A 21,323-nucleotide genomic window follows, 5' to 3' on the forward strand; every position below is an offset into this window, starting at 1 on the left:
CGCACACCGGCAGCGGCGTGTTGGCCCCCGCCTGCCGTCGTGCGGAGGATTCAGTCGTCCTCGCCCAGGATCGCCGCGACGATCCGAGTGGCCACGCTCTCGTTGTCGGGCCGGGCCATCACCCACGCGCTGACGAGATCGGTTGCGCGGACGGTGAATACCGCGGCGCTGACGCTGCTGGTGTAGACGACTGTCTGCGCGTCGGACTCCGTGACGGCGCCGCTGAAACCCGGCTGATCCGACGCCGCGCACTCCCGCAGGGATTCGACGCGCCGATCGAACACCTCCCGTGCCCGGTCGGCGTCCGAATAGGAGGCGACGGACTGATTCGCCAGGACGACCATCGCGACTTTCGCGATCACGGGCATCTGCACCCGGCCGGGTTCGGGGGGCTGCGTGGTTGGCGGGGGCGTGGGTTCCTGACCGGAGTCGCCGACCGCCCGAAATGACCGCCAGTCGTCGCCGTAGACCGAGCGGACCTCGGACAGCGCCTGGCACGGTCCGTACTGGTCGCCGTCGTCCTCGGCGGGCGCGCTGATGTCGAAATCCCGCTCGATCCAGTCGGCGCCGGACAGTGTCCGAACCTGTTCGAGATCCAGCGGCCACAGTTCCGCCACCTGCTCGGACACCGGCGCCCGGCAACCCAGGCAGACCGCCAGCAGGCAGCCCAGCAAGGCGGCGCGGGTCGATGGCACGGCTCGATCGTATGGGCGCGCCACGGACCCGCCTTGCGCGAATTGCTGCGCGATCACCGCTGGGCGGTGTGTTTGACTTTCGGGGTGCGTTTGAACGAGCGGCCGAGCGGCCTCAGTACCCGTGATCGGGCTTCGGCCACAAAAGCGGGGGGTGCGCGATGAATTTGGAACCGGGCGCGGTGGTGTCGGGATACACCATTGAGCGGCAACTCGGCAGTGGCGGCATGGGCGCGGTCTTCCTGGCCCGGCACCCGTCGTTGCCGCGCAGCGACGCACTGAAGGTGCTGTCCGCGGAACTGTCCCGAGATGACCAGTTCCGCAGCCGGTTCCTGCGCGAAGCAGACCTGGCCGCCACCCTGGATCACCCCAATATCGTGCGGGTTTACACCCGGGGCCAGACCGAGGACGGCCAGCTCTGGATCGCCATGCAGTTCGTCGACGGCACCGACGCCGACGCCGCGCTGCGCGCCGGAACCATGACCCCGGCCCGCGCGGTGCGGATCGTCTCCGAGGTCGGCAAGGCCCTCGACTACGCCCACGAGCGCAATATCTTGCACCGCGACGTCAAGCCGGCGAACTTCCTGCTGGCCGGTGAGCCCGGCCCGCGGGAACGCGTGCTGCTCGCCGACTTCGGCATCGCCCGCGCCCTGGACGACGCCACCCGGCTGACCGCCACCGGCTCGGTGATGGTGACCGTGGCGTATGCGTCTCCGGAGTCGCTGCAGGGCCAGCCGATCGATTTCCGCTCCGACCTCTATTCGCTGGGTTGCACGCTGTACCGGCTGCTGACCGGCCGCGCGCCCTACGGCGCCGACGGCACCACCTCCGCGGTGATGATGGCCCACGTCAGCGCCCCGCCGCCGAAAATCACCGATGTGATGCCGGGCCTGCCGCCGGCAATCGATGAGGTTATCGCCAAGGCGCTGGCCAAGGACCCGGCCCAGCGCTACAGCAGTGGCCGTGAGCTCGCCGCGGCCGCGGCCGCCGCGTTTGGGATGGAGTCCCAGACGCCGGTCCCGCCGCCGTCGCAGTTCTCCGGACCGGTGCCCGCCCCGGGCCAGTTCTCCGGCCCCGTTCCGCCGACCGGCGGCTACCCGCCGTCCGGCCCGGCCTACGCCGCCGGCAACAGCGGCCCGAGCCCGCTGACCTACCCCACCAGCACCGGTGCGCCGGCGCCCGCCAAGAAGTCGAAGAAGAAGTTGTGGCTGGCCGCCGCCGGCGTGCTGGCCGTGGTGATCGCGGTGGTCGCCGGCATCGCGTTGTGGCCGTCGGGCACCGCCGCCAAGGGGCCCTACCCCCCGCAGAACTTCGTGCACGCCTACGGGTCGGCCAAGATCGACGCGCGACCGTCGGCCATCGTGGCGGGAAGCCTGGGAGACGCTGACACGATCTTGTCGCTGGGGCTGCAGCCGGTTGGCTTGGTCGCGCCCGGTGGTGAAACGCCGAGTTGGTTACGTCCTCTGATCGAAGGCTCGCCGACCGTTATGGGCCGCGCCGACGCCGATGCGATCAGCCAGCTGAAACCGAACGTGATCGTAGACACTTCCTCGGACGCAAGCACCTACGACGCGCTGTCCAAGGTGGCTCCGACGGTGGCCCGCCCGGCCGGCAACAAAGCATGGACGCCGACGGCACGCCTGAATTGGATTGCCCAGGTGCTCGGCGAGCAGACCGCAGCAGCCAAGCTGTCGACAGATCTGACGATGGAAGCCAATACCGTCCGACAGCAGCATGATTTCGACGAGCGCACGATCACAGTGTTCGGCTTCTCAACTTCCGGCCTGACGGTGATATCGCCGTCGTCGCCGACCGGCGGTTATCTGGAGGGACTCGGGTTCACCGTCGGTTCGGCCAAGGCGGAGTTCGGCGCCGGTCAGGTGGAGGTCCCCGCCGACACTTCGACGCTCAGCGATGTCGATAGTCAGTTCGTGCTGTTGCTGCGCACTGACTCGGGAGCGCGGAACGGCGGCTACGCAGGTCTGCCCAAGAGATTCTTCGAAATGCGGCCGACCGTGGTCATCGTCGATGACGCGGAGATCATCTCAGCGTTGACCTCAGCGGGACCGGCGGCTACCCGGTACCTGAATACGGCACTGGTCAATCTGCTGGCCAAGCAGGTCAAGTGACCACCCGACCAGGAACAACGATTGTGAAACGAGTACCGATGCCGAAAACCAAACTGGCTGTGTTCGTCGCCACGGTGGGCATTCTTGTCAGCGGCTGCGCCGACCTCACGAATGGATCGGCAGTCCAAGATCCGAACTTCGATGACACCGTTGCAGTGCCCGGGTTGATGGAACCGGGCAACTACCCGACGACCCCGCGCGAGCCGCTGGGTCTGGCCGAAACGCGGGAGCGCGGCGCCGCGCTTGAGGGACGTCGGATGCTCGAATACCTGCTCTATCCGGTCGAGATCGACCCGTCCATCAACAACCACGGTGGTGACAAAACCGGCATGCTGTGGAATCCGGAAGCCGCTGCACTTCGCCTCGACAACAAGGGGTTGCGATCGGCACTCGAGGCGCATGACTACGTGACGGGCTACTCGCTCACGGCCACGGAATTCACTGATGGCTCGCGGAAGAAGTACCTCCAGAACGCAGTGATGCGGTTCGCCACCCCGGAGGACGCAGCCGCAGCGGCCAAGGACCTGGCAGAAGCATCCCTGTCCCAGAACGACAGTTACAGCGGCGACCCGTTGCCTATCACTCCGGTCCCGATCCCTCGTTACCAAGAGCCGGGTCGCGGGTACACCACCAGCGGCAGCGCCAGCTTCGCGGCGTCGTACGTTGCGACGGTGTTCGTTCCGCACGGCCCATTCGTGCTTGCCCCGACCGTGACGACCGTCGAAAGTATGGAGGCGACGACCAACCTGCTGGCGACGACGCTCGACAAGGAGCGCGCCGAACTCGACAAATTCCAGCCGACGCCTGTCGACAAGCTGCCGGAACTCGAGCGGGATCCCACCGGTTTGTTGGTGCGCGTCCCAGAGAAACCGGAAGACCAGCTTGACGGAACTGTTGGACCGTATGGCCCGCATGGCGCATTGCAGTTCGAGTCTGACGTGTTGAAGTCTCAGAAGTTGTTCGCCGAGACCGGAGTCGACTTCCTCGGTGTCGAGTTGGTTTTCATCACCCGTGCAAAAGACCAGGAATCTGCTCAGCGACTGTTGGACTATTGGGCTGACGACATCTCAGAACGTGGATATGCGGCGTCGGACGCGCTGCCGGGGCTGCCGAATTCACGCTGCGTGACGAAGCCGGCATCAGGCGATTACGGCTGGCCGGACACGTGGTGCGGCGTGGTGCAGGACCGCCACGTGGTGAACTGGAATGGTCCGCAGGGAAATGACGTGCGCCAGCGGGTGACCGCCGCCTACATGATGTTGACCGCGCAGTAGAAGACAAGGATCCAATAGTGACTGAAAATGCGAACCCCAACGAAGCCACACCGGGATCCGAGCCGGCCGCGCCGCCTCAGGCGGAGTCGACGTCGGTCCTGCCGCAGGCCGGGTCGCCTGCCGATGATCAGAAGACGCAGCAGATTCGCCCCGTCCAGAGCGGCTGGGCGCCGCCCGGGTCGCCGTACCAGCCGCACCAGCCGGGTCAGCAGCAGCCCGGCCCCTACCAGCAGGGCCCGTACCAGCAGGGCCCGCCGCAGCACCCCTACCCTGGCTCCGGCCAGGCCCAACCGACCGGCGCTTACCCCCCGCAGCCCGGCTACGCCCCCACCGGCCCGTACCCCGGTGCACCGGCCCCCACCTCGCAGGTCAACGCCGGCAGTGGACCGGTGCCGGCGCCCCCGCAGCAGCACGGCGCCCCCGCCGAGCCGACCGCTGAACCCACCCCGGCAAAGAGCAAGAAGAAGCTCCTGGCGATCGTCGGTGGCGTACTGGTGCTCATCATCGCGGTGGTGGCTATCACCGGATTCTGGAAGCCCGGCTTCTTCTGGACCCGCACCCTGGACGTTAACTCGGTGCAGGCCGGCGTGTTGCAGATCCTCACCGATCCGTCCAGCGGCTACGGAGCTTCCAACGTCAACAACGTCCTCTGCAATGGCGGTCAGAACCCCGTCGTCAAGACCGGACACACGTTTGACTGCACGGCCAAGGTCGGCGGTGTCGACCGCACAGTCACCGTGACCTTCCTCGACAATGCCGGCACTTACGGCGTCGGCGCGCCGCAATAGTGCTACCCAGCGGCTCCTATATCGCCGGCTATCGGGTCCGCCGGGCCGTCGGGTCCGGTGGGATGGGCACGGTGTATGCGGTCGACGATCCGGCGTTGCCGCGGGTTGACGCCCTCAAGGTGCTCTCAAGCGAGTTATCCGCGGATCCGCAATTCCGTGCGCGATTCCTGCGGGAGGCGGACATCGCCGCGGTGCTCGATCACCCGAACATCGTGTCGGTGTATGACCGAGGCGAAACCCGCGATCGGCAGCTGTGGATCGCCATGCAGTTCGTCGATGGCACCGACGCCGACGACGCGCTGAAGGCCGGGACCATGACCACCCAGCGCGCCCTGCACATTGCGGCGGCGGTCGCCGACGCGCTGGACTACGCGCACAGTCGAGCCATGGTGCACAGGGATGTAAAGCCGGCGAACTTCCTGCTTGCCGGTCCGATCGGCGATGACGAGCGAGTCCTGTTGGGCGACTTCGGGATTGCCCGCGCCCTGGACGACGCCGCCCATCACACCGCAACCGGATCGGTGATGGCGACCATGCCGTACGCCAGTCCCGAAGCGATCGAGGGCGTCAAGGTCGACGGCCGCGCCGACCAATACTCGCTGGCCTGCTCGCTCTACCGAATGCTGACCGGGCGATTGCCGTTCGACTCGGCGACCGGCGTCGCGGCGACCATGATGGCGCACCTGACCGCTCCCCCGCCGCGGGTCAGCGAGACCGCGCCGTGGCTGCCCGCCGCGCTGGACGGCGTCTTCGCCACCGGGATGGCTAAGGACCCCGCCCAGCGGTTCGGGTCGTGCCTGGATCTTGTGGCCGCTGCCCGGGCGGCATTCGGCACAGTGTCCGCCGATGGCCCGACGGCGGCAATTGCGGCTCTCGGGCACCCGAGTCCTAAAGCTTCGAGTCAGCGCAAGCGTTGGCTAGCAGTCGGTGGCGTGGCGTTGCTCCTATTCGGTGGCACGACCGTCGGCGTGATGGTGACGGGCTCGGACTCCGGCCAGAATGGTCCGGTAGGACCTTCGGTGGAAGCATCGGCCGCGCCCATCGTGCCAGATGACGATCTGTCGAAGTTCTTGCTGAGCACGGAGGAGATCGACGCGATCGCAGGAACACCGCTGAAGGCGCAGGACCAAGACCCCTATTCCGATCTGTACGACGATTCCCGCTCAACCATGTCGGACTCGTGCACGAATGCGATGTATCCGCTGCAGAAGTCGCAGTACTCCAATAGCGGCTATTCAAAAGCGCTGAGCCAAAAATATGGCCAACCAACGGGCTCGGACGGTGTCGGGGTTATCCAGTCTGTCGTCGCGTTTCCTTCCGAGGATCTCGCCAAGGAAGCGGTCAACCGCCAACGTCAATTCTGGCCGCCATGCCTGGGCACGACTGGGTCGATTCCTCGACCGGACAACACGGCTGTTCGCGATAATTGGGCCATCAGCAAGGTTGACACACGTTCGGACGTGCTGACAGTGACCAGCACTCGCGGTGTTGATCCGAAGTCTTGTCAACACGCGCTGGCACTACGGCGGAATGTGCTGATTGATACCTTTGTCTGCCGGTCCGGGGACGCTTACTTTGATGACGCGAAAACCATCGCGACGCAGATCGCGGATCGGGTTCCGACTGCGTAGTCGCGCGTCAGCCTTGGGGAAGCAGTAGAAACTGCGCCGACAGCAGTTGTCGGATCCTGCGGGCGTCCCCGTCGTCAAATACATCGATCACATACTTGCCGGCGACGCTCTGGCAGTAATTGGACGTCAGATCGCGCGGAGTTTTACCATCACTGGCTTGGTAGCAGCGAGCCGTCGGGAACCCGTCGATCCCCCCGTCGAAGGTCCGGTTGTCTCCCTGCGCCTGAGCGGCCAGAGCCTCGGCGAGTTCTGTGGCGGAGGCGCTATCGCGGGTGAGGAAGATCCTGGTTCGGCGGATCAGCACGCTGGTGGTGCCAGAGCTTTCAAACGCCTCGGCTATCGCGAGCGGATCACCCTGGTAGGCGAGAGCGCTCTGCGGCCCGTACGTTCCCTCCTTGCGCGTCTCGTACGCGCTCGTGTCCCGATTGAACGGCACCGTGTGGGCAAGCAGGCCCGTCGGGTCTTCGGGGAGGTTGGCGTAGTCGGCGACAGGTGTGGGGTGGTACTTCTCCAGCAGGGGAATCTGGCGGTCGAGGATTCGTCCAACTAATGCCTCTCCGGTCCCGAAAGAGGACGCCAGCGAATCCAGCTCAGGGTCCCTACCGTTGACCGACTGCAACAACAGCAAATCGCCGCGCACAGTCACGGCGGTGAGAAACGTGTTACCGCGTCCGAACTCGCGGTTGACCATGACCGCGCTCGTCTCCGGATGTCCGGGGATCGCGGCCATGCGGGGATCGGTGCCTTTAGTGTCCGTCTTGGCGGCGGCAACCAGGGCGTCGGCATTGCGTTGGGCAGCCTCAGGGGTGTTGAATCGCAGAACCGCGGCCCCGCCGCTATAGGAGTACGACTCTTTGACCTCGTTTTTAAAGCCGAATCCGGCGACCACGTCATTCAGGTCCACCGCTTCTGCGACTTCGCTCTGATGGAAGTATTCGATCAGTCGTTTCGCTTGTTCGGTGAGAGGACCCGAGGCGTCGGGATATCCGACAGAGCCCTTGAGCAGACTGGGTTCGACCTGTGCGGGGCTCACCACATACTCGCCGAGGCGGATGGACTCAAGTCGTCTGCCGGCGTGGAAGCTACCGGCATTTCCAAGTGGGCGCACCTCAGTGGAGAAGGGGCCTGGATCCAGCAATACCGCATTGACCGCCAAAGGGTCGTGGTTCGGATCGCGAACGGGCATACCGGATTCGATGCTGGTGCAACCGCTGACGACTCCCAGTGCAGTCGCCGACACCGCTACCCGCAACCATGTGGAAACTGACCGCATAGGCCTCTACTTCGCGTCGTCGGGCAGGAGCACGTACTGCGCGGACAGCATCTGACGTGCAGCCCGCGTCTCGTCGGCCGAGGATACGATCACGTACTTGCCGACTGCGGCCATGCAGTAATTGTGTGCTTCGTAGAGCTTCTCATCCTTTTTCACCTCATAGCACTCCGCGGAGGGGAACCCGTTGATCCCCTCCGTAGCAATGCGCTTGTCCGAAAGCGCTTCGGCTCCTAGCACGTCGGTGAGTTCGCGCGCGCTGGCATTGTCATTGGTGACGAAGATCCGGGTCCCCCGCAGCAGCATGGTGGACATACCAGCGGACTCAAAGGCCGCCGACGATGTGCCGATATCCAATTGGTAGGCCAGCGCCGATCGAGGGCCGTAGGTCCCGACCTTCGCCTTCACGGTGGACGATTCGGTTTGCGCCATCGGCACCGTCCGGCCCAGGAGACCCGTGGGGTCCTGCGGCAATTCGGCGAGCTTGTCGACAGGGGTCGGTTGGTACTTCTCGAGCAGCGGGATCTGCAGGTCTAGGATTTTGCCCGCGAGCTTCTCACCGCCACCGAAAGCGTCAGATTCGGTGCTCGATCCGGTGATGTACTGGCTGATGATGATGTCCCCGCGGACGGTGATCGCGGTGACATAGGCCAAGCTAGACGTAGGACTGGTCCGCTCAAGAAGCGCGCGGGTTTCGGGGTGACCCGGGACCTCGACCGGCCGTGTAATCGACTCGTCCATGAATCCAACTGCGGCTGCGGTCATCATTCGGTCGGCGGTCTGCTGAGCCTGGTCGGCGGTAGCGAAGCGCAGCACGTTATTGGTGGCCTTGTAGACGCCTTCCTTCATCCCTGCCCGATACCCGAAACCTGCGATGAGCTCGTCGGTGTTGATCGACTTGGCAGGTGCGGTGGGTGAACCCAGAAGGTCGCCGAGGTCGAATGAGCTCGCCCCGACCAAAGGTCCGGAGTCACCTGTTCGGACCGCGCCGCCCACTACCAGCGTCGGGTCAGCGTCGAACGGCAGAGTCACGTATTCTGCCAGCCGCACGGACTCAAGCCGCCGGCCGGTGTTGACATCTCCGGCGCTTCCGAGCTCAGTCGGTTCGGTGGCGTACGGCCCTGTGTCGAGGAGGGTCGCGTTTACTGCCAGTGGATCGTAGTTGACGTCCCGGACCGCGAATCCAGTGTCAACACTGGTACACCCTGCCAGCAGCGCAACAGTTGCCGCTGCAACCACGAAACGCGATCGCCGCAAGAATCTCACTTGAACCATCCTCTATTTCGCCTCTTGGGGCAGCAAATGAAGTCGTGCGGGACGCTTTTGCCGAGCATGACTCCCCACCGCAACCGATTCCGCCCCATAGCAGAGGAATCTACCGGTACCTGACCCGCGAACATGACGGCAACTCCGCACGGTGTCGCAACCCGGTAGCTTGGCAGCGGTGAGCAACACCCAGCCATCCGGATCCTGGTCGGCGCGCCTGTGGTCGGACGTCGAGCAGATCTACGCCGAAATTCTGACGCATCCGTTCATCACCGGGCTGACCGACGGAACTCTCGACCCGGCGGTGTTCGCCGAATACGTCGCCCAAGACGTGCATTACCTGCGGGAGTACGCCCGGGCGTTGTCGCTGGTTTCGGCAAAGGCGCCGACGCTGGCGGCCACCGCGATGTTCGCTCGGCATTCCGCCGAGGTGTACGACGTCGAATTGAGCCTGCATCGCGAACTGCTCCCCCAGCTCGGGCTCGACCCGGCCGATCTGGATCGGGTGCCGGTGTCGCCCACCACTCGGGCCTACACCAGCTACCTGCTCGCGGCGACCTACGGCGGCGCCTTCGCCGAGGGACTGGCCGCGGTGCTGCCCTGCTATTGGATCTACGCGCGGGTAGGCGCGGAGCTACTCGGCCGCGGCTCCCCCGATCCGCGGTACGCGCTGTGGATCGGCAGCTACGGCGGCGAGGAGTTCGCCGCGACCGTCGCCGAGGTGCTGGAGCTCACCGACGCCGTCGGCGCCGGGCTGGCCGCCGACGAAGAGGCCGCCGCCCGCGAGCACTTTGTGACCACCTCGCGGTACGAGTGGATGTTTTGGGACGCGGCGTACCGGCGGGAGTCCTGGCCGGTCTGAGGTCTAGGGACCCGACGAGTTGTCGTCGTCACTAATCGTCGACCGGGGATCGCGGAATCGGCATATGTACACATAGAGTAGTAATATGTACTTATGACGATCCGCAGGACGACGATCGAACTGGACGACGAATTGGTGCGCGCTGCGCAGGCGACCACCGGTGACACGGTGCGCGGAACTGTGGAAGAGGCATTGCGGCGGCTGGTGGCCGCTGCTGAGGAGGAGCGGGAAGCGCGCCGACGGCGAATCGCCGATCACCTTGCTCGCGCCGGCAGCGCAGTGGACACCGAGGCATTGCTCGGCGACGAGGCGTGGCGATGACGCAATGGATACTCGATAAGAGCGCGCAGGTCCGGCTCCTTGCTGGCGCGTCAATACCCCCGGAAATCGATCCAGCCGATCTGGTGATGTGCCAGATGGGAGAACTCGAATGGCTGTATTCGACGCGGTCCGCGCGGGACTACGACAATCAACTCCACTCCCTGCGGCAGGCGTATCCCGTGCTCGAAGCTCCACCAGACGTCTTCGACCGGGTCAGCCGACTGCAGCGCGACCTGGCACATCACCACGGCATGTGGCACCGAACGGCGCTGCCCGACCTGTTCATCGCCGAAACGGCGATCCACCACGGCGCCGGGGTGCTGCACAAAGACCGCGACTACGCCCGAATCGCCGAGGTCCGGTCGGGATTCGACGCGCGTGAACTCGAATGACTAGGCGAACCGCACGTTCATCGTCGCCATGCCGAAGACCTTCTTCTCCCCCGACTTCGCGCCAACGATGATGACGCCGCTGCGGGTTTCGGGGTCCAGCGACTTGATCCGGCCGCTGAACTCGATGGCCCCGCCGCCGTCGGCCGGCACGATCAGCGGCGCGGACAGCCGCACCGCGTAGCGCGACACCGCGCCCGGATCGCCGGTCCACGCCGAGACGTACCCGGCGCCCAGGCCCAGCGTCAGCATGCCGTGGGCGATGACGTCGGGCAGACCGGCCAGCTTGGCGATCGACTCGTCCCAGTGGATCGGGTTCACGTCGCCGGCGATGCCGGCGTAGTTCACCAGGTCGCCGCGGGAAACCTTGGTGTTGTGCACCGGCAGCTGGTCGCCGACATTGAGGTCGTCGAAGTTCAGTGAGCCCACGTTGCGGGTCTGGCCGACGGTCGAGATGCGCTGCTGGCCTTCGGGGCGAACGGTTTTGACGTAGTTGGCCGCCGACTCCTCCAGGGACAACACGTCGACGTCGTGCATGATCACCTTGGCCACCGCGTCGTTGATCCGCGGGTCGACCTCCTCGGCGGTGACGCCGACGACGGTGGTGTGCATGGTGTGCACGGTCTCGCCGTCCTCGTCGACGAAGGTGTTGGTGATGGTGATCATGTCGCGGCCGGCGACCCGGCGCACCGAGGTCAGCTCCACCTCCGTCTGCAGCACCTCACCGACCACGACCGGGCGATGCTGCTCGAAGACCTCTTCGGTCTGCACGTAGGTCGAATAGCCGACCACAACCTCACGCAGCAGCTTTCGGTTCGCGGCCATCGCCGGGATGGAGGTGAACGCCAGCGGCGCCACCAGGCCGCCGTAGCCCATGGCCGCGGCGGCGTCGTCCTCCCAGTGCACCGGGTTGTAGTCCTGCACCGCGCGGGCGTACTCGACCACCTTGGTGCGGTCGACCGGGTAGGTGTGATCGGCCTGGTAGAAATGGCCCACGCGCTCCGAAAGGGCCGGGGCGTCCGCTGCGGTTGTCATTGCTTCTCCGACTGTCGTTTGGGGAGATCGTAAACCGGACAGGGCCTGCTCTCCCGCATCGGGACAGGTCAAAGGTGTCGCGCGCCACAACCGGAGCCCGGATTGTTTGACGGGCGCGCAAAGCGGGAATTGTGTCTGCATGAAACGCATGCCAATGATTGTGATGTCGGGCCTTGCCGCCGCCGCCGTGCTGACCGGGTGTTCCTCGGGCGGGGTTTTGAACCAGGGCGGGGACACCTCGTGCAAGGACTTCCTCGCCTCGGAGGAAAAGGACCAGAACGAGACCATCACCAAGATGCTCACCGACGAGGGCAAGAACGCGCCGGCGAACCTGGAGCTCGCGGCCGTCCGTACCTCCATCAACACCTATTGCCAGACCGTCGGAACCCCGGACAGCAAGATCAGCCAGGCTCCGCGCCTGTAGCACCGTCACCCCTCGGATTCCCCCGCGGCGGCCATGATGGAAGTCTGAGACCCATCATGGCCGCCCTCATTGACGACCCCGACGACCTGTCCGGGCTGCGCGCCCGCGGCGACGACCGCGACGCGTTGCTGATGGAGTTCGCCGGCTGGGCCCAGGACGCGGGCACTCCGCTGTACCCGGCGCAGGAAGACGCGCTGATCGAGCTGTACAGCGGCGCCAACGTGGTGCTGGCCACCCCGACCGGTTCCGGCAAGTCGCTCGTGGCCACCGGAGCGTTGTTCGCCGCCCTGGCCACCGGCGGCCGCAGCTACTACACGGCGCCGATCAAAGCGCTGGTCAGCGAGAAGTTCTTCGCGCTGTGCGAAGTGTTCGGCGCGGCCAACGTCGGGATGCTGACCGGGGACGCGGCCGTCAACGCCGCCGCGCCGATCATCACCTGCACCGCGGAAGTGCTGGCGAACATCGCGCTGCGCGAAGGCGCCGACGCCGACATCGACCTCGTCGTGATGGACGAGTTCCACTTCTACGGCGACCCGGACCGCGGCTGGGCCTGGCAGGTGCCGCTGCTGGAACTGCCGCGGGCCCAGTTCCTGCTCATGTCGGCCACCCTCGGCGACGTCACCTTCCTGCGCGAGGACCTCACCCGGCGCACCGGCCGCCCCACCGCCCTGGTCGCCGGGGCGGCGCGCCCGGTGCCGCTGTTCTACTCCTACGCCACCACCCCGGCGCACGAGACGATCCAGGAACTCCTGGACACCGGCCAGGCCCCCATCTACGTCGTGCACTTCACCCAGGCCGCCGCGCTGGAACGCGCCCAAGCGCTGATGAGCGTCAACATCTGCGGTAAGGAACAGAAGGCCGCGATCGCCGACTTCCTCGGCGGGTTCCGGTTCACCTCCGGCTTCGGCGCCACCCTGTCGCGGCTGGTCCGGCACGGCATCGGGGTGCACCACGCCGGAATGCTGCCCAAATACCGCCGGCTGGTGGAACAACTGGCCCAGGCCGGGTTGCTGAAAGTCATCTGCGGCACCGACACCCTCGGCGTCGGGATCAACGTGCCGATCCGCACGGTGGACTTCTCCGCGCTGTCGAAGTACGACGGTGTGCGCACCCGGCTGCTCAAGGCCCGCGAGTTCCACCAGATCGCCGGCCGCGCCGGACGGGCCGGCTATGACACCGCGGGAACCGTCGTCGTGCAGGCTCCGGACCACGAGGTGGAGAACCTCAAACAATTCGCCAAGGTCGCCAACGACCCGAAGAAGCGGCGAAAGTTGTTGCGCCGCAAGGTCCCCGAGGGCATGGTGCCGTGGAGCGAGACCACCATGGAGAGGCTGATCGCCGCCGAACCGGAAGCGCTGACGTCGAACATGCGGGTGTCCACCGCGATGATCCTGGACGTGGTGGACCGCCCCGGCGATCCGTTCGAAGCGATGCGCCGGTTGCTGACCGACAACCACGAACCCCGCAAGCGGCAGCTGCGGCTCATCCGGGAGGCGATCGGCATCGCCCGCGCGTTGCTGCAGGCCGGGGTGATGCAGCGCCTGGACTCCCCCGACCCGGATGGCCGGAGGTACCGGCTGACGGTGGACCTGCCGCCGGACTTCGCGTTGAACCAGCCGCTGTCGACCTTCGCGCTGGCCGCGATCTCGCTGCTGGACGCCGCGGTGGAATCCTTTGCCCTCGAAGTGGTTTCGGTGATCGAGTCGACGCTGGAAGATCCACGGCAGATCTTGTCCGCGCAGTTGAAGAAGGCCCGCGGCGAGGCGATCGCCGCGATGAAGGCCGACGGCATCGAGTACGACGAGCGCATCGAACTGCTCGACGACATCAGCTACCCCAAGCCGTTGGACAAGTTGCTGCGGCACGCCTTCGAGGTGTATCTGCGCACCAATCCGTGGGCCGCCGACGGTCACCTGTCGCCCAAGTCGATCGTCCGCGAAATGTGGGAACGCGGAATGACCTTCCGCGAGTACGTCAGCGAATACGGGCTCAGCCGCTCCGAAGGCGCGGTGCTGCGCTATCTGTCCGACGCCTACAAGGCGCTGCGCTCCGGCATCCCCGCCGAGGCGCGCACCGAGGAGCTGACCGAGATCGTCGAATGGCTCGGCGAGCTGGTCCGCCAGGTCGACTCCAGCCTGCTCGACGAGTGGGAGCAGCTGACCGACCCGGACCGACCTTTGGACGCGCCGGTGACCGTCGCCGCGGCGCCGCGTCCGGTCACCGGAAACGACCGCGCGTTCACCGCGATGGTCCGCAACGCTCTGTTTCGCCGGGTGCAGCTGTTCGCCCGCCGGGACTGGGCCGGGCTCGGCGAACTCGACAGCGGCTCGGGCTGGCCCGCGCACCGGTGGGCCGAGGTCGGCGAGGACTATTTCGCCGAGCACGCCGACGTCGGGACCGGCGCGGACGCCCGCGGACCGGCGCTGCTCATCATCGACCGTGGCCCCCAGGGGTGGCGGGTCCGCCAGATCCTCGACGACCCGGCCGGCGACCGGGACTGGGGCTTCGACGTCGAGGTGGACCTGGCGGCCTCCGACGAGGCCGGCGTGGCCGTGCTGCGGATCGTCGACGCGGGGCAGCTGGACTGCTGAGCACCCCCGTTTCGCCCGGAGGCGCCCCGGGTACCCGTCAACTGATCTGCGTCTACGGCGCGCGTGAAAGACGACAGGGAGGAACACCATGTCCAGGAACACCACATTCGTCATCGTCGGCGGCGGTCTGGCCGGAGCAAAAGCCGCAGAAGCGTTGCGTGACAACGATTTCGACGGGCACGTGCTGCTGCTGGACGCCGAGGAGCGACTCCCCTATGAACGGCCGCCGCTGTCCAAGGAGTTCCTGGCCGGAAAGAAGTCGCTGGAGGACTTCACCGTCCACGACGCCGCCTGGTTCCGGGACCACAACATCGCGCTGCGCCCCGGGGCGGAGGTCACCGGGATCGACCGCGACAACCACGCCGTCACGCTCCCCGACGGCGAGTCGGTGAGCTACGACAAACTGCTGCTGGCCACCGGATCGCGTTCCAAGCATCCGAATCTTCCCGGCGCCGAGGCCGACGGCGTGTACTACCTCCGCGACATCGGTGACGCCGAGAAGTTGAGCGACGCGCTGACCTACGCCCCCAAGCTGGGCGTCATCGGCGGCGGCTGGATCGGGATGGAGGTCGCGGCTTCGGCCCGCCAGCGCGGCGTGGAAGTCACCGTCGTCGAATCCGGGGAACTGCCGCTGCTTGCTGCGCTCGGGCCCGAAATGGCCGAGGTGTTCGCCGAGTTGCACCGCGAGCACGGCGTCGATCTGCGCACCAAGACCGGGGTCGACGAGATCGTGACCACCGACGGGAAGGCCACCGGCCTCAAACTCGACGACGGCGCCACCGTCGAATGCGACGCCGTGCTGATCGCCGTCGGCGCCGCCCCAAACATCGACATCGCCGACGCCGCGGGCCTGGAGTTGGCTGACGGCGGCATCGCCGTCGACGCCGCGCTGCGCAGCAGCGACCCGGATATCTTCGCCGTCGGCGACATCGCCGCCGCCGAGCACCCGTCGCTGGGCGTCCGGATCCGCACCGAACACTGGGCCAACGCGCTCAAACAGCCGGCCACCGCCGTGGCGGCGATGCTCGGCCGCGACGCGGCCTACGACGAACTGCCGTACTTCTACACCGACCAGTACGACCTGGGCATGGAGTACGTCGGACATTCCGAGGGCTACCAGAAGGTCGTCACTCGCGGCGACGTCGGCAAACGGGAGTTCACCGCGTTCTGGCTCGGCGCGGACGGGCGCGTGCTGGCCGGTATGAACGTCAACCTCTGGGACGGCCTCGACGACATCAAGGAGTTGATCCGCTCGAAGCGGCCCGTCGACCCGCAGCGGCTCGCCGACCCGGAGGTCCCGCTGGCTGATCTGTGATCAACCGGAAGTCATAGCGGCGTCGGCGCATTTTATGACTTAGCGGCCTATCTCATAGGCTGCCCGGCATGCCGTACTCGCTGGACCCCGCCGACCGGCCGGTGGTGGAAACCGAGGTCAAGCGGTCACGGTTCATCACCCGGCTGCGCCGCGCCGACAGTGTCGACGACGCGAACGCGCTGATCGCCCGGGCCCGTCGCGCCGAACCGGACGCCGGGCATCACTGTTTCGCCTACATCGTCGGTGACGAGCCGGAGTCCCGGATTGAACGCTCCGGCGACGACGGGGAACCCGGCGGCACCGCGGGACTGCCGATGCTGCAGGCGCTCAAGGGCCGCGATCTGGTCAATGTGGCCGCGGTGGTCTCCCGTCACTTCGGCGGGGTCAAACTGGGCGCCGGCGGATTGGCGCGCGCCTACTCGGGCGCGGTGACCGTGGCGATCGATCAGACGGCGCTGCGGCCGCGGGTGCGCTGGGAGGTGTGCCGGCTGGAAGCCGACCACGCCGAGGCCGGGCGCGTCGAATCCGAACTGCGCTCCCGCGGATACGAAATCCTCGAGGTGGCCTACGGTCGACGAGCCGAACTCACCGTCGCGTGCGCCGACCCCGACGAATTCGCCTCCGCTGTCGGAGATATCACCGCCGGTCGTGGCCGTCCGGAGCGGTTGCGCCACATCTGGCGCTGATCATCGGCCTGTGAACTCTTCGGCGACGGCGGCCGCGCGCTCCCTGTCCTCGGCCACCAGGCCGATGCGGGTGCGGCGATCCAGGATGTCCCCGGCGTCCAGCGCGCCCTCGTGGGTGACCGCGTACTCGAGTTCTGCTCGGGTGACGTCGATTCCGTCGGCCACCGGCTCGGTCGGGCGGTCGCAGGTCGCGGTGGCGAACACATTGGCCGCCTCCGCGCCGTAGCGGGCCACCAGCGAATCCGGCAGGTCGCCACCGACGGCCGCGGCGCCCCGGTTGCCGGGGGCGCCGATCAGCGGGAGATCACGCGTCCGGCACGGCCCGCCGGTCAATCCGCGTTTGGCCACGGCCTGATCGAGCACATCCTCGGCCATGAACCGGTATTCGGTGAGTTTGCCGCCGACCACGCTGAGCAGACCGGACTCCGATTCGATGACCGCGTGGTCGCGGGACACGTCGGCGGTGCGGCCTCCCCCGGTGTCGATCAGCGGCCGCAGCCCGGCGTACGCGCCCAACACGTCGTCGGTGCTGAGTTTGGTCGCCAGCGCGGTGTTGACGGTGTCCAGCAGGAAGCTGACCTCCTGCGAAGTCGGCTGTGGCACATCGGGAATCGGGCCGGGAGCGTCCTCGTCGGTCAGCCCGAGGTACACCCGTCCGAGTTGTTCGGGCATGGCGAAGACGAACCGGTTCAGCTCGCCGGGGATCGGCACCGTCAGCGCGGCGGTCGGATTGCCGAACGCGGCGGCGTCGAACACCAGGTGCGTTCCGCGGCTGGGGCGCAGTTTGATCGTCGAGTCCACCTCTCCGGCCCACACCCCGGAGGCGTTGATCACCGCGCGCGCCCCGAGGTCGAAGGATTCGCCGGTCAGCTGGTCGGTCAACCGCAGCCCCTCGCCGGTGGCGTGGGAGGCCGCGACCCGGGTGAGGACGCGGGCGCCGTGCTGGGCGGCGGTGCGCGCGACGGCGGTGACCAGCCGCGCGTCGTCGATCAGTTGCCCGTCGAATGCCAGCAGTGCGCCGTCCAGGCCGTCGCGGCGAACGGCGGGCACGAACGAGACCGCGCGGGTGGCGTCGACTCGACGGGATCGCGGCAGGGTGCCGGCGGAGGTCCCGGCGAGTTTCCGCAGCCCGTCGCCGGCCAGGAAACCGGTGCGCACCAGCGCCCGGGAGCCGCGGCTCATCTCCGGCAGCAGCGGCACCAGTTGCGCCATCGCGCGCACGAGGTGAGGGGCGTTGCGGCTCATCAGGATTCCGCGTTCGATGGCGCTGCGCCGGGCGATCCCGACATTTCCGGTGGCCAGGTACCGCAGCCCGCCGTGCACCAGCTTCGAGCTCCACCGGCTGGTGCCGAACGCCAGGTCGTGTTTCTCCACCAGCACCGTGGACAGCCCTCGGCTGGCGGCGTCGAGCGCGATGCCCGTCCCGGTGATGCCCCCGCCGATCACGACGACGTCGACGGTCTCGCCGTCGGCCAGGGCGGTGAGTTCAGCGCTGCGGCGTGCGGCGTTCAGGGCGCTGGTCATGGTTTGAGATACCTTTCGAGCGTTTCGGCCAGTTCGCGCGACAGGGCGTCCTCATCGAGGATCTCGGCCACCATCTGCGCGGACTGAATGGTCGACTGGGTGATGAGCAGGCACATCGCCGCCAATTGGCGGGGGTCGCCGGCGCGCACGCTGCCGTCGTCCTGACCGGCCTTGATCTGCGCGGCGCCGAGGTCCACGATCGCGTACTGGCTGGAGCCCATCCGCTCGGCGATGTACACCATCGCCAGGTCGGGTCCGCTGCGCAGCACCGCGGCGATCAACTCGTCGTGACGCAGCCGGTTGGCCACGGCGACGGTTTGCGCGACGAACGCCTGCCTGCCGGCGCCGGGCACGGCGACCTCGCGCCAGGCCCGGACGATCTGGCGGGTCAGCGCGGCGGCCAGGATCGATTGGGTGTCCGGCCAGCGGCGATACACCGTCGGGCGGCTGACGCCGGCGTGCCGGGCGATGGCCGCCAGGGTCACCCGGTCGAAGCCCATCGCCTGCGCGCAGCTGACGGCGGCGTCCAGGATCTGGTCGCCCAAATCCTCCACCTCATCGTTACTAGTTGACATCATCTGTAATACTGTAACTCATGACTTCGATTGACGACCACCTGACGCCCCCGATGAAGTGGAACGCCTGGGGTGACCCGGCCGCCGCCAAACCGCTGTCCGACGGAATCCGCGGCCTGCTGTCCGCCGCCCTCGGCATCGACGGCTCGCAGAGCGAGGAACTGTCCCCCGACGAGGTCCGGCTGCGCCCGTCGTCGCTGTCAGACGAGCACCGCGCCGCGCTCACCGCGATCGTCGGCGACGGCAACTGCCGCACCGCCGACGCCGACCGGCTGCTGCGCGCCGGCGGAAAATCCACCATGGACCTGCTGCGCCGCAAGGAAACCGAGCAGGACGCCCCCGACGCGGTGCTGCTGCCCGCCGACGAGCAGCAGATCGCCGATGTGCTGCGCTACTGCGGTGAGCACGGCGTGGCGATCGTGCCCTTCGGCGGCGGCACCAGCGTCGTCGGTGGCCTGGACCCGGTGCGCGGCGATTTCGCCAGCGTCATCTCGCTGGACCTGCGCCGACTGGACCAGCTCGTCGCGCTGGACGCCGAATCCGGCATCGCCGAACTGGAAGCCGGCGTCACCGGCCCGCAGGCCGAGGAACTGCTCAGCGCGCACGGGTTCTCCCTCGGCCACTTCCCACAGAGCTTCCAGTTCGCCACCATCGGCGGATTCGCCGCCACCCGCAGCTCCGGACAGAACTCCGCCGGCTACAGCCGGTTCGACGACATGGTGTGCGGACTGACCGTGCTCACCCCGGCCGGCGAACTCGATCTGGGCCGCGCCCCGGGCACCGCCGCCGGACCCGACCTGCGTGAGCTGATCGTCGGCTCGGAGGGAACCTTCGGCGTCATCACCCGGGTGCGGCTGCGCGTGCACCCGGTCCCGGAAACCACCCGCTACGAGGCCTGGTCCTTCGGTGACTTCGCAACCGGCACAGCGGCTTTGCGCGCGGTCACCCAGACCGGCGCCGGCCCCACCGTCATCCGGCTGTCCGACGAGGTGGAGACCGGGATCAACCTGGCCACCGCCGACAGCATCGGCGAACAGAGCGTCACCGGCGGCTGCCTGGCCATCACCGTCTTCGAGGGCGACGACGCGCACACCCGCAGCCGGCACGAGGAGACCCGCGCGGTGCTGGCCGCCCACGGCGGAACCTCGCTCGGCGAAGCCCCCGCCCAGGCCTGGGAACACGGCCGGTTCAACGCCCCCTACCTGCGAGACTCCCTGCTCAGCGCGGGCGCGCTGTGCGAAACGCTGGAGACCGCGACCGACTGGTCCAATATCCCGGCGCTGAAGGCCGCCGTCACCGAGGCGCTGATCGCCTCGCTGAAGGACAGCGGCACCCCGGCCCTGGTCATGTGCCACATCTCGCACGTCTACCCCACCGGCGCGTCGCTGTACTTCACCGTCGTCGCCGGCCAACGGGGCAACCCGATCGAGCAGTGGCGCAAGGCGAAGACCGCCGCGTCGGACGCCATGGTGGCCAGCGGCGCGACGATCACCCACCACCACGCCGTCGGCGCCGATCACAAGCCGTGGATGACCGCCGAGATCGGCGAGCTGGGCGTGCAGGTGCTGCGGGCAGTGAAAAACGTGCTCGACCCCACCGGAATCATGAATCCTGGCAAGCTGATTCCGTGACCGAGCCGCAGAACCGCCGCATCGAGCGGGTGAGCGTGCTGGCCAACCCGACCTCCGGTCACGGAAACGGCGAGCATGCCGCGGAAGTCGCCATCACGCGGTTCCATCAGCTCGGCATCGACGTGCGCGCCGTGGTCGGGCGTGACGCGGCGCATGCCCGCGAACTCGTCGACGAGGAACTGGCCGCAGGCACCGACGCGATGGTCGTGGTCGGCGGCGACGGGATCATCCACCTGGCGCTGCAATCTTTGGCCGGCGGTGATGTGCCGCTCGGCATCATCCCGGCCGGCACCGGCAACGACCACGCCCGCGAATTCGGCCTGCCCACCAAGGACCCGGCCGCGGCCGCCGACGTGGTGGCGGCCGGCTGGGCCGAGACGATCGACCTGGGGCGGGTGGACCGCGACGGCGCCCCGCCGACCTGGTTCGGCAGCGTGATGGCCAGCGGATTCGACTCCCTGGTCAGTGACCGAACCAACCGGATGACCTGGCCGCACGGCCGGATGCGCTACAACCTCGCGATCGTGGCCGAACTGACCAAACTGCGAATGCTGCACTACCGGTTGACCTTCGACGACGGCGATCCCATCGAGACCGACCTGACCCTGGTGGCCTTCGGCAACACTCGCAGCTACGGCGGCGGGATGCGGATCTGCCCCGGCGCCGACCGCTCGGACGGGCTGCTGGACGTCACGATGACGAACTCGGCGTCCCGGCTGAAACTCATCACCCTGTTCCCCAAGGTGTTCAGCGGCAAACACGTCGAGCTCGACGAGGTCATCACCACGCGGGTGCGGACCGCCCGCGTCGAGTGCCCGGGCATCAACGCCTACGCCGACGGCGAGCTGATCGGGCCGCTGCCGGTGACGGTGAGCGCAGTGCCGGGGGCGTTGCGGGTCATCCTGCCGCCGGTCGGGTAA

Annotated in this window: 19 protein-coding genes; 13 read left to right on the forward strand and 6 right to left on the reverse strand. The window is 67.4% G+C overall.

Annotated features, from left to right (window positions below):
• Positions 1-50: 50 nt before the first annotated feature.
• On the reverse strand, positions 51-695 hold the full coding sequence (locus tag L2Z93_RS09445) for a sensor domain-containing protein (protein ID WP_162562009.1): 645 nt from the start codon (positions 693-695) through the stop codon (positions 51-53).
• Between the two features lie 158 nt (positions 696-853).
• On the opposite strand from L2Z93_RS09445, the gene L2Z93_RS19295 reads away from it, so the two are divergent.
• Genes L2Z93_RS19295 through L2Z93_RS19300 form a run of 4 tightly spaced genes read left to right on the forward strand, consistent with a single transcriptional unit; the run spans position 854 to position 6,514 of the window.
• Positions 854-2,821: a serine/threonine-protein kinase gene (locus L2Z93_RS19295; protein WP_090591871.1), complete on the forward strand. Its 1,968-nt coding sequence runs from the start codon at positions 854-856 to the stop codon at positions 2,819-2,821.
• A 38-nt stretch (positions 2,822-2,859) separates the two neighbouring features.
• Positions 2,860-4,095 carry a DUF7373 family lipoprotein gene (locus L2Z93_RS09455; RefSeq protein ID WP_090591874.1) on the forward strand — a complete coding sequence of 412 codons (1,236 nt, stop codon included), beginning with the start codon at positions 2,860-2,862 and terminating at the stop codon, positions 4,093-4,095.
• A 17-nt stretch (positions 4,096-4,112) separates the two neighbouring features.
• Positions 4,113-4,883: a DUF4333 domain-containing protein gene (locus tag L2Z93_RS09460; protein ID WP_090591880.1), complete on the forward strand. Its 771-nt coding sequence runs from the start codon at positions 4,113-4,115 to the stop codon at positions 4,881-4,883.
• Positions 4,883-6,514, forward strand: a complete 1,632-nt coding sequence (locus L2Z93_RS19300; protein ID WP_272938675.1) for a serine/threonine-protein kinase PknH/PknJ — start codon at positions 4,883-4,885, stop codon at positions 6,512-6,514. The genes L2Z93_RS09460 and L2Z93_RS19300 overlap by 1 nt, the downstream gene beginning before the upstream one ends.
• A 7-nt stretch (positions 6,515-6,521) precedes the next feature.
• Here L2Z93_RS19300 and L2Z93_RS09475 read toward each other — a convergent pair whose 3' ends face one another.
• Both L2Z93_RS09475 and L2Z93_RS09480 read right to left on the reverse strand, forming a co-directional pair.
• Positions 6,522-7,700, reverse strand: a complete 1,179-nt coding sequence (locus tag L2Z93_RS09475; protein ID WP_128111743.1) for a DUF7373 family lipoprotein — start codon at positions 7,698-7,700, stop codon at positions 6,522-6,524.
• Positions 7,701-7,793: 93 nt separating this feature from the next.
• Positions 7,794-9,050 carry a DUF7373 family lipoprotein gene (locus tag L2Z93_RS09480; RefSeq protein ID WP_128111742.1) on the reverse strand — a complete coding sequence of 419 codons (1,257 nt, stop codon included), beginning with the start codon at positions 9,048-9,050 and terminating at the stop codon, positions 7,794-7,796.
• Between the two features lie 178 nt (positions 9,051-9,228).
• Between L2Z93_RS09480 and tenA the strand changes: the two genes are divergently transcribed.
• From tenA to L2Z93_RS09495, 3 genes are all read left to right on the forward strand, one after another.
• Positions 9,229-9,912, forward strand: a complete 684-nt coding sequence (gene tenA / locus L2Z93_RS09485) for a thiaminase II (RefSeq protein WP_090591889.1) — start codon at positions 9,229-9,231, stop codon at positions 9,910-9,912.
• A 93-nt stretch (positions 9,913-10,005) separates the two neighbouring features.
• On the forward strand, positions 10,006-10,233 hold the full coding sequence (locus tag L2Z93_RS09490) for a type II toxin-antitoxin system VapB family antitoxin (RefSeq protein ID WP_090591892.1): 228 nt from the start codon (positions 10,006-10,008) through the stop codon (positions 10,231-10,233).
• The gene (locus tag L2Z93_RS09495; protein ID WP_090591974.1) at positions 10,230-10,625 is read left to right on the forward strand and encodes a PIN domain-containing protein; all 396 of its coding nucleotides are present in this window, start codon (positions 10,230-10,232) and stop codon (positions 10,623-10,625) included. Before L2Z93_RS09490 ends, L2Z93_RS09495 begins: the two co-directional genes overlap by 4 nt.
• Here the strand turns inward: L2Z93_RS09495 and L2Z93_RS09500 are convergent, their stop codons facing one another.
• Positions 10,626-11,657 (reverse strand): fused (3R)-hydroxyacyl-ACP dehydratase subunits HadA/HadB, encoded by a 1,032-nt coding sequence (locus L2Z93_RS09500; protein WP_090591895.1) that lies wholly within the window; start codon positions 11,655-11,657, stop codon positions 10,626-10,628.
• A 139-nt stretch (positions 11,658-11,796) separates the two neighbouring features.
• On the opposite strand from L2Z93_RS09500, the gene L2Z93_RS09505 reads away from it, so the two are divergent.
• The 4 genes from L2Z93_RS09505 (at position 11,797) to L2Z93_RS09520 (ending at position 16,673) form a co-directional block, all read left to right on the forward strand.
• On the forward strand, positions 11,797-12,081 hold the full coding sequence (locus L2Z93_RS09505; RefSeq protein ID WP_306439032.1) for a hypothetical protein: 285 nt from the start codon (positions 11,797-11,799) through the stop codon (positions 12,079-12,081).
• A 56-nt stretch (positions 12,082-12,137) separates the two neighbouring features.
• Positions 12,138-14,672: a DEAD/DEAH box helicase gene (locus L2Z93_RS09510; RefSeq protein WP_193438881.1), complete on the forward strand. Its 2,535-nt coding sequence runs from the start codon at positions 12,138-12,140 to the stop codon at positions 14,670-14,672.
• 88 nt (positions 14,673-14,760) lie between these two features.
• On the forward strand, positions 14,761-15,987 hold the full coding sequence (locus L2Z93_RS09515; RefSeq protein ID WP_090591899.1) for an NAD(P)/FAD-dependent oxidoreductase: 1,227 nt from the start codon (positions 14,761-14,763) through the stop codon (positions 15,985-15,987).
• A gap of 68 nt (positions 15,988-16,055) precedes the next feature.
• Positions 16,056-16,673 (forward strand): IMPACT family protein, encoded by a 618-nt coding sequence (locus L2Z93_RS09520; protein ID WP_090591902.1) that lies wholly within the window; start codon positions 16,056-16,058, stop codon positions 16,671-16,673.
• Here the strand turns inward: L2Z93_RS09520 and L2Z93_RS09525 are convergent, their stop codons facing one another.
• Together L2Z93_RS09525 and L2Z93_RS09530 are read right to left on the reverse strand one after the other, a co-directional pair.
• A complete protein-coding gene (locus L2Z93_RS09525) occupies positions 16,674-18,197 on the reverse strand; it encodes a glycerol-3-phosphate dehydrogenase/oxidase (protein ID WP_090591906.1) in 1,524 nt (507 codons plus the stop codon). It lies immediately after the preceding gene.
• On the reverse strand, positions 18,194-18,775 hold the full coding sequence (locus L2Z93_RS09530) for a TetR/AcrR family transcriptional regulator (protein ID WP_090591910.1): 582 nt from the start codon (positions 18,773-18,775) through the stop codon (positions 18,194-18,196). Before L2Z93_RS09530 ends, L2Z93_RS09525 begins: the two co-directional genes overlap by 4 nt.
• 17 nt (positions 18,776-18,792) lie before the next feature.
• Between L2Z93_RS09530 and L2Z93_RS09535 the strand changes: the two genes are divergently transcribed.
• Together L2Z93_RS09535 and L2Z93_RS09540 are read left to right on the forward strand one after the other, a co-directional pair.
• Positions 18,793-20,403, forward strand: a complete 1,611-nt coding sequence (locus L2Z93_RS09535) for an FAD-binding oxidoreductase (protein WP_090591913.1) — start codon at positions 18,793-18,795, stop codon at positions 20,401-20,403.
• Positions 20,400-21,323 (forward strand): diacylglycerol kinase, encoded by a 924-nt coding sequence (locus L2Z93_RS09540; RefSeq protein WP_234786227.1) that lies wholly within the window; start codon positions 20,400-20,402, stop codon positions 21,321-21,323. The genes L2Z93_RS09535 and L2Z93_RS09540 overlap by 4 nt, the downstream gene beginning before the upstream one ends.

This window comes from Mycolicibacterium brumae (genome assembly GCF_025215495.1).
GTDB lineage: Bacteria > Actinomycetota > Actinomycetes > Mycobacteriales > Mycobacteriaceae > Mycobacterium > Mycobacterium brumae.

What these genes read in the sequence shown, in the direction of transcription:
- L2Z93_RS19295 (WP_090591871.1), top strand. Translation starts at nt 854, where the DNA reads ATGAATTTGGAACCGGGCGCGGTGGTGTCGGGATACACCATTGAGCGG.
- L2Z93_RS09455 (WP_090591874.1), top strand. Translation starts at nt 2,860, where the DNA reads ATGCCGAAAACCAAACTGGCTGTGTTCGTCGCCACGGTGGGCATTCTT.
- L2Z93_RS09475 (WP_128111743.1), bottom strand. Translation starts at nt 7,700, where the DNA reads ATGCCCGTTCGCGATCCGAACCACGACCCTTTGGCGGTCAATGCGGTA.
- L2Z93_RS09490 (WP_090591892.1), top strand. Translation starts at nt 10,006, where the DNA reads ATGACGATCCGCAGGACGACGATCGAACTGGACGACGAATTGGTGCGC.
- L2Z93_RS09495 (WP_090591974.1), top strand. Translation starts at nt 10,230, where the DNA reads ATGACGCAATGGATACTCGATAAGAGCGCGCAGGTCCGGCTCCTTGCT.
- L2Z93_RS09500 (WP_090591895.1), bottom strand. Translation starts at nt 11,657, where the DNA reads ATGACAACCGCAGCGGACGCCCCGGCCCTTTCGGAGCGCGTGGGCCAT.
- L2Z93_RS09505 (WP_306439032.1), top strand. Translation starts at nt 11,797, where the DNA reads ATGAAACGCATGCCAATGATTGTGATGTCGGGCCTTGCCGCCGCCGCC.
- L2Z93_RS09510 (WP_193438881.1), top strand. Translation starts at nt 12,138, where the DNA reads ATGGCCGCCCTCATTGACGACCCCGACGACCTGTCCGGGCTGCGCGCC.
- L2Z93_RS09515 (WP_090591899.1), top strand. Translation starts at nt 14,761, where the DNA reads ATGTCCAGGAACACCACATTCGTCATCGTCGGCGGCGGTCTGGCCGGA.
- L2Z93_RS09520 (WP_090591902.1), top strand. Translation starts at nt 16,056, where the DNA reads ATGCCGTACTCGCTGGACCCCGCCGACCGGCCGGTGGTGGAAACCGAG.
- L2Z93_RS09525 (WP_090591906.1), bottom strand. Translation starts at nt 18,197, where the DNA reads ATGACCAGCGCCCTGAACGCCGCACGCCGCAGCGCTGAACTCACCGCC.
- L2Z93_RS09530 (WP_090591910.1), bottom strand. Translation starts at nt 18,775, where the DNA reads ATGATGTCAACTAGTAACGATGAGGTGGAGGATTTGGGCGACCAGATC.
- L2Z93_RS09535 (WP_090591913.1), top strand. Translation starts at nt 18,793, where the DNA reads ATGACTTCGATTGACGACCACCTGACGCCCCCGATGAAGTGGAACGCC.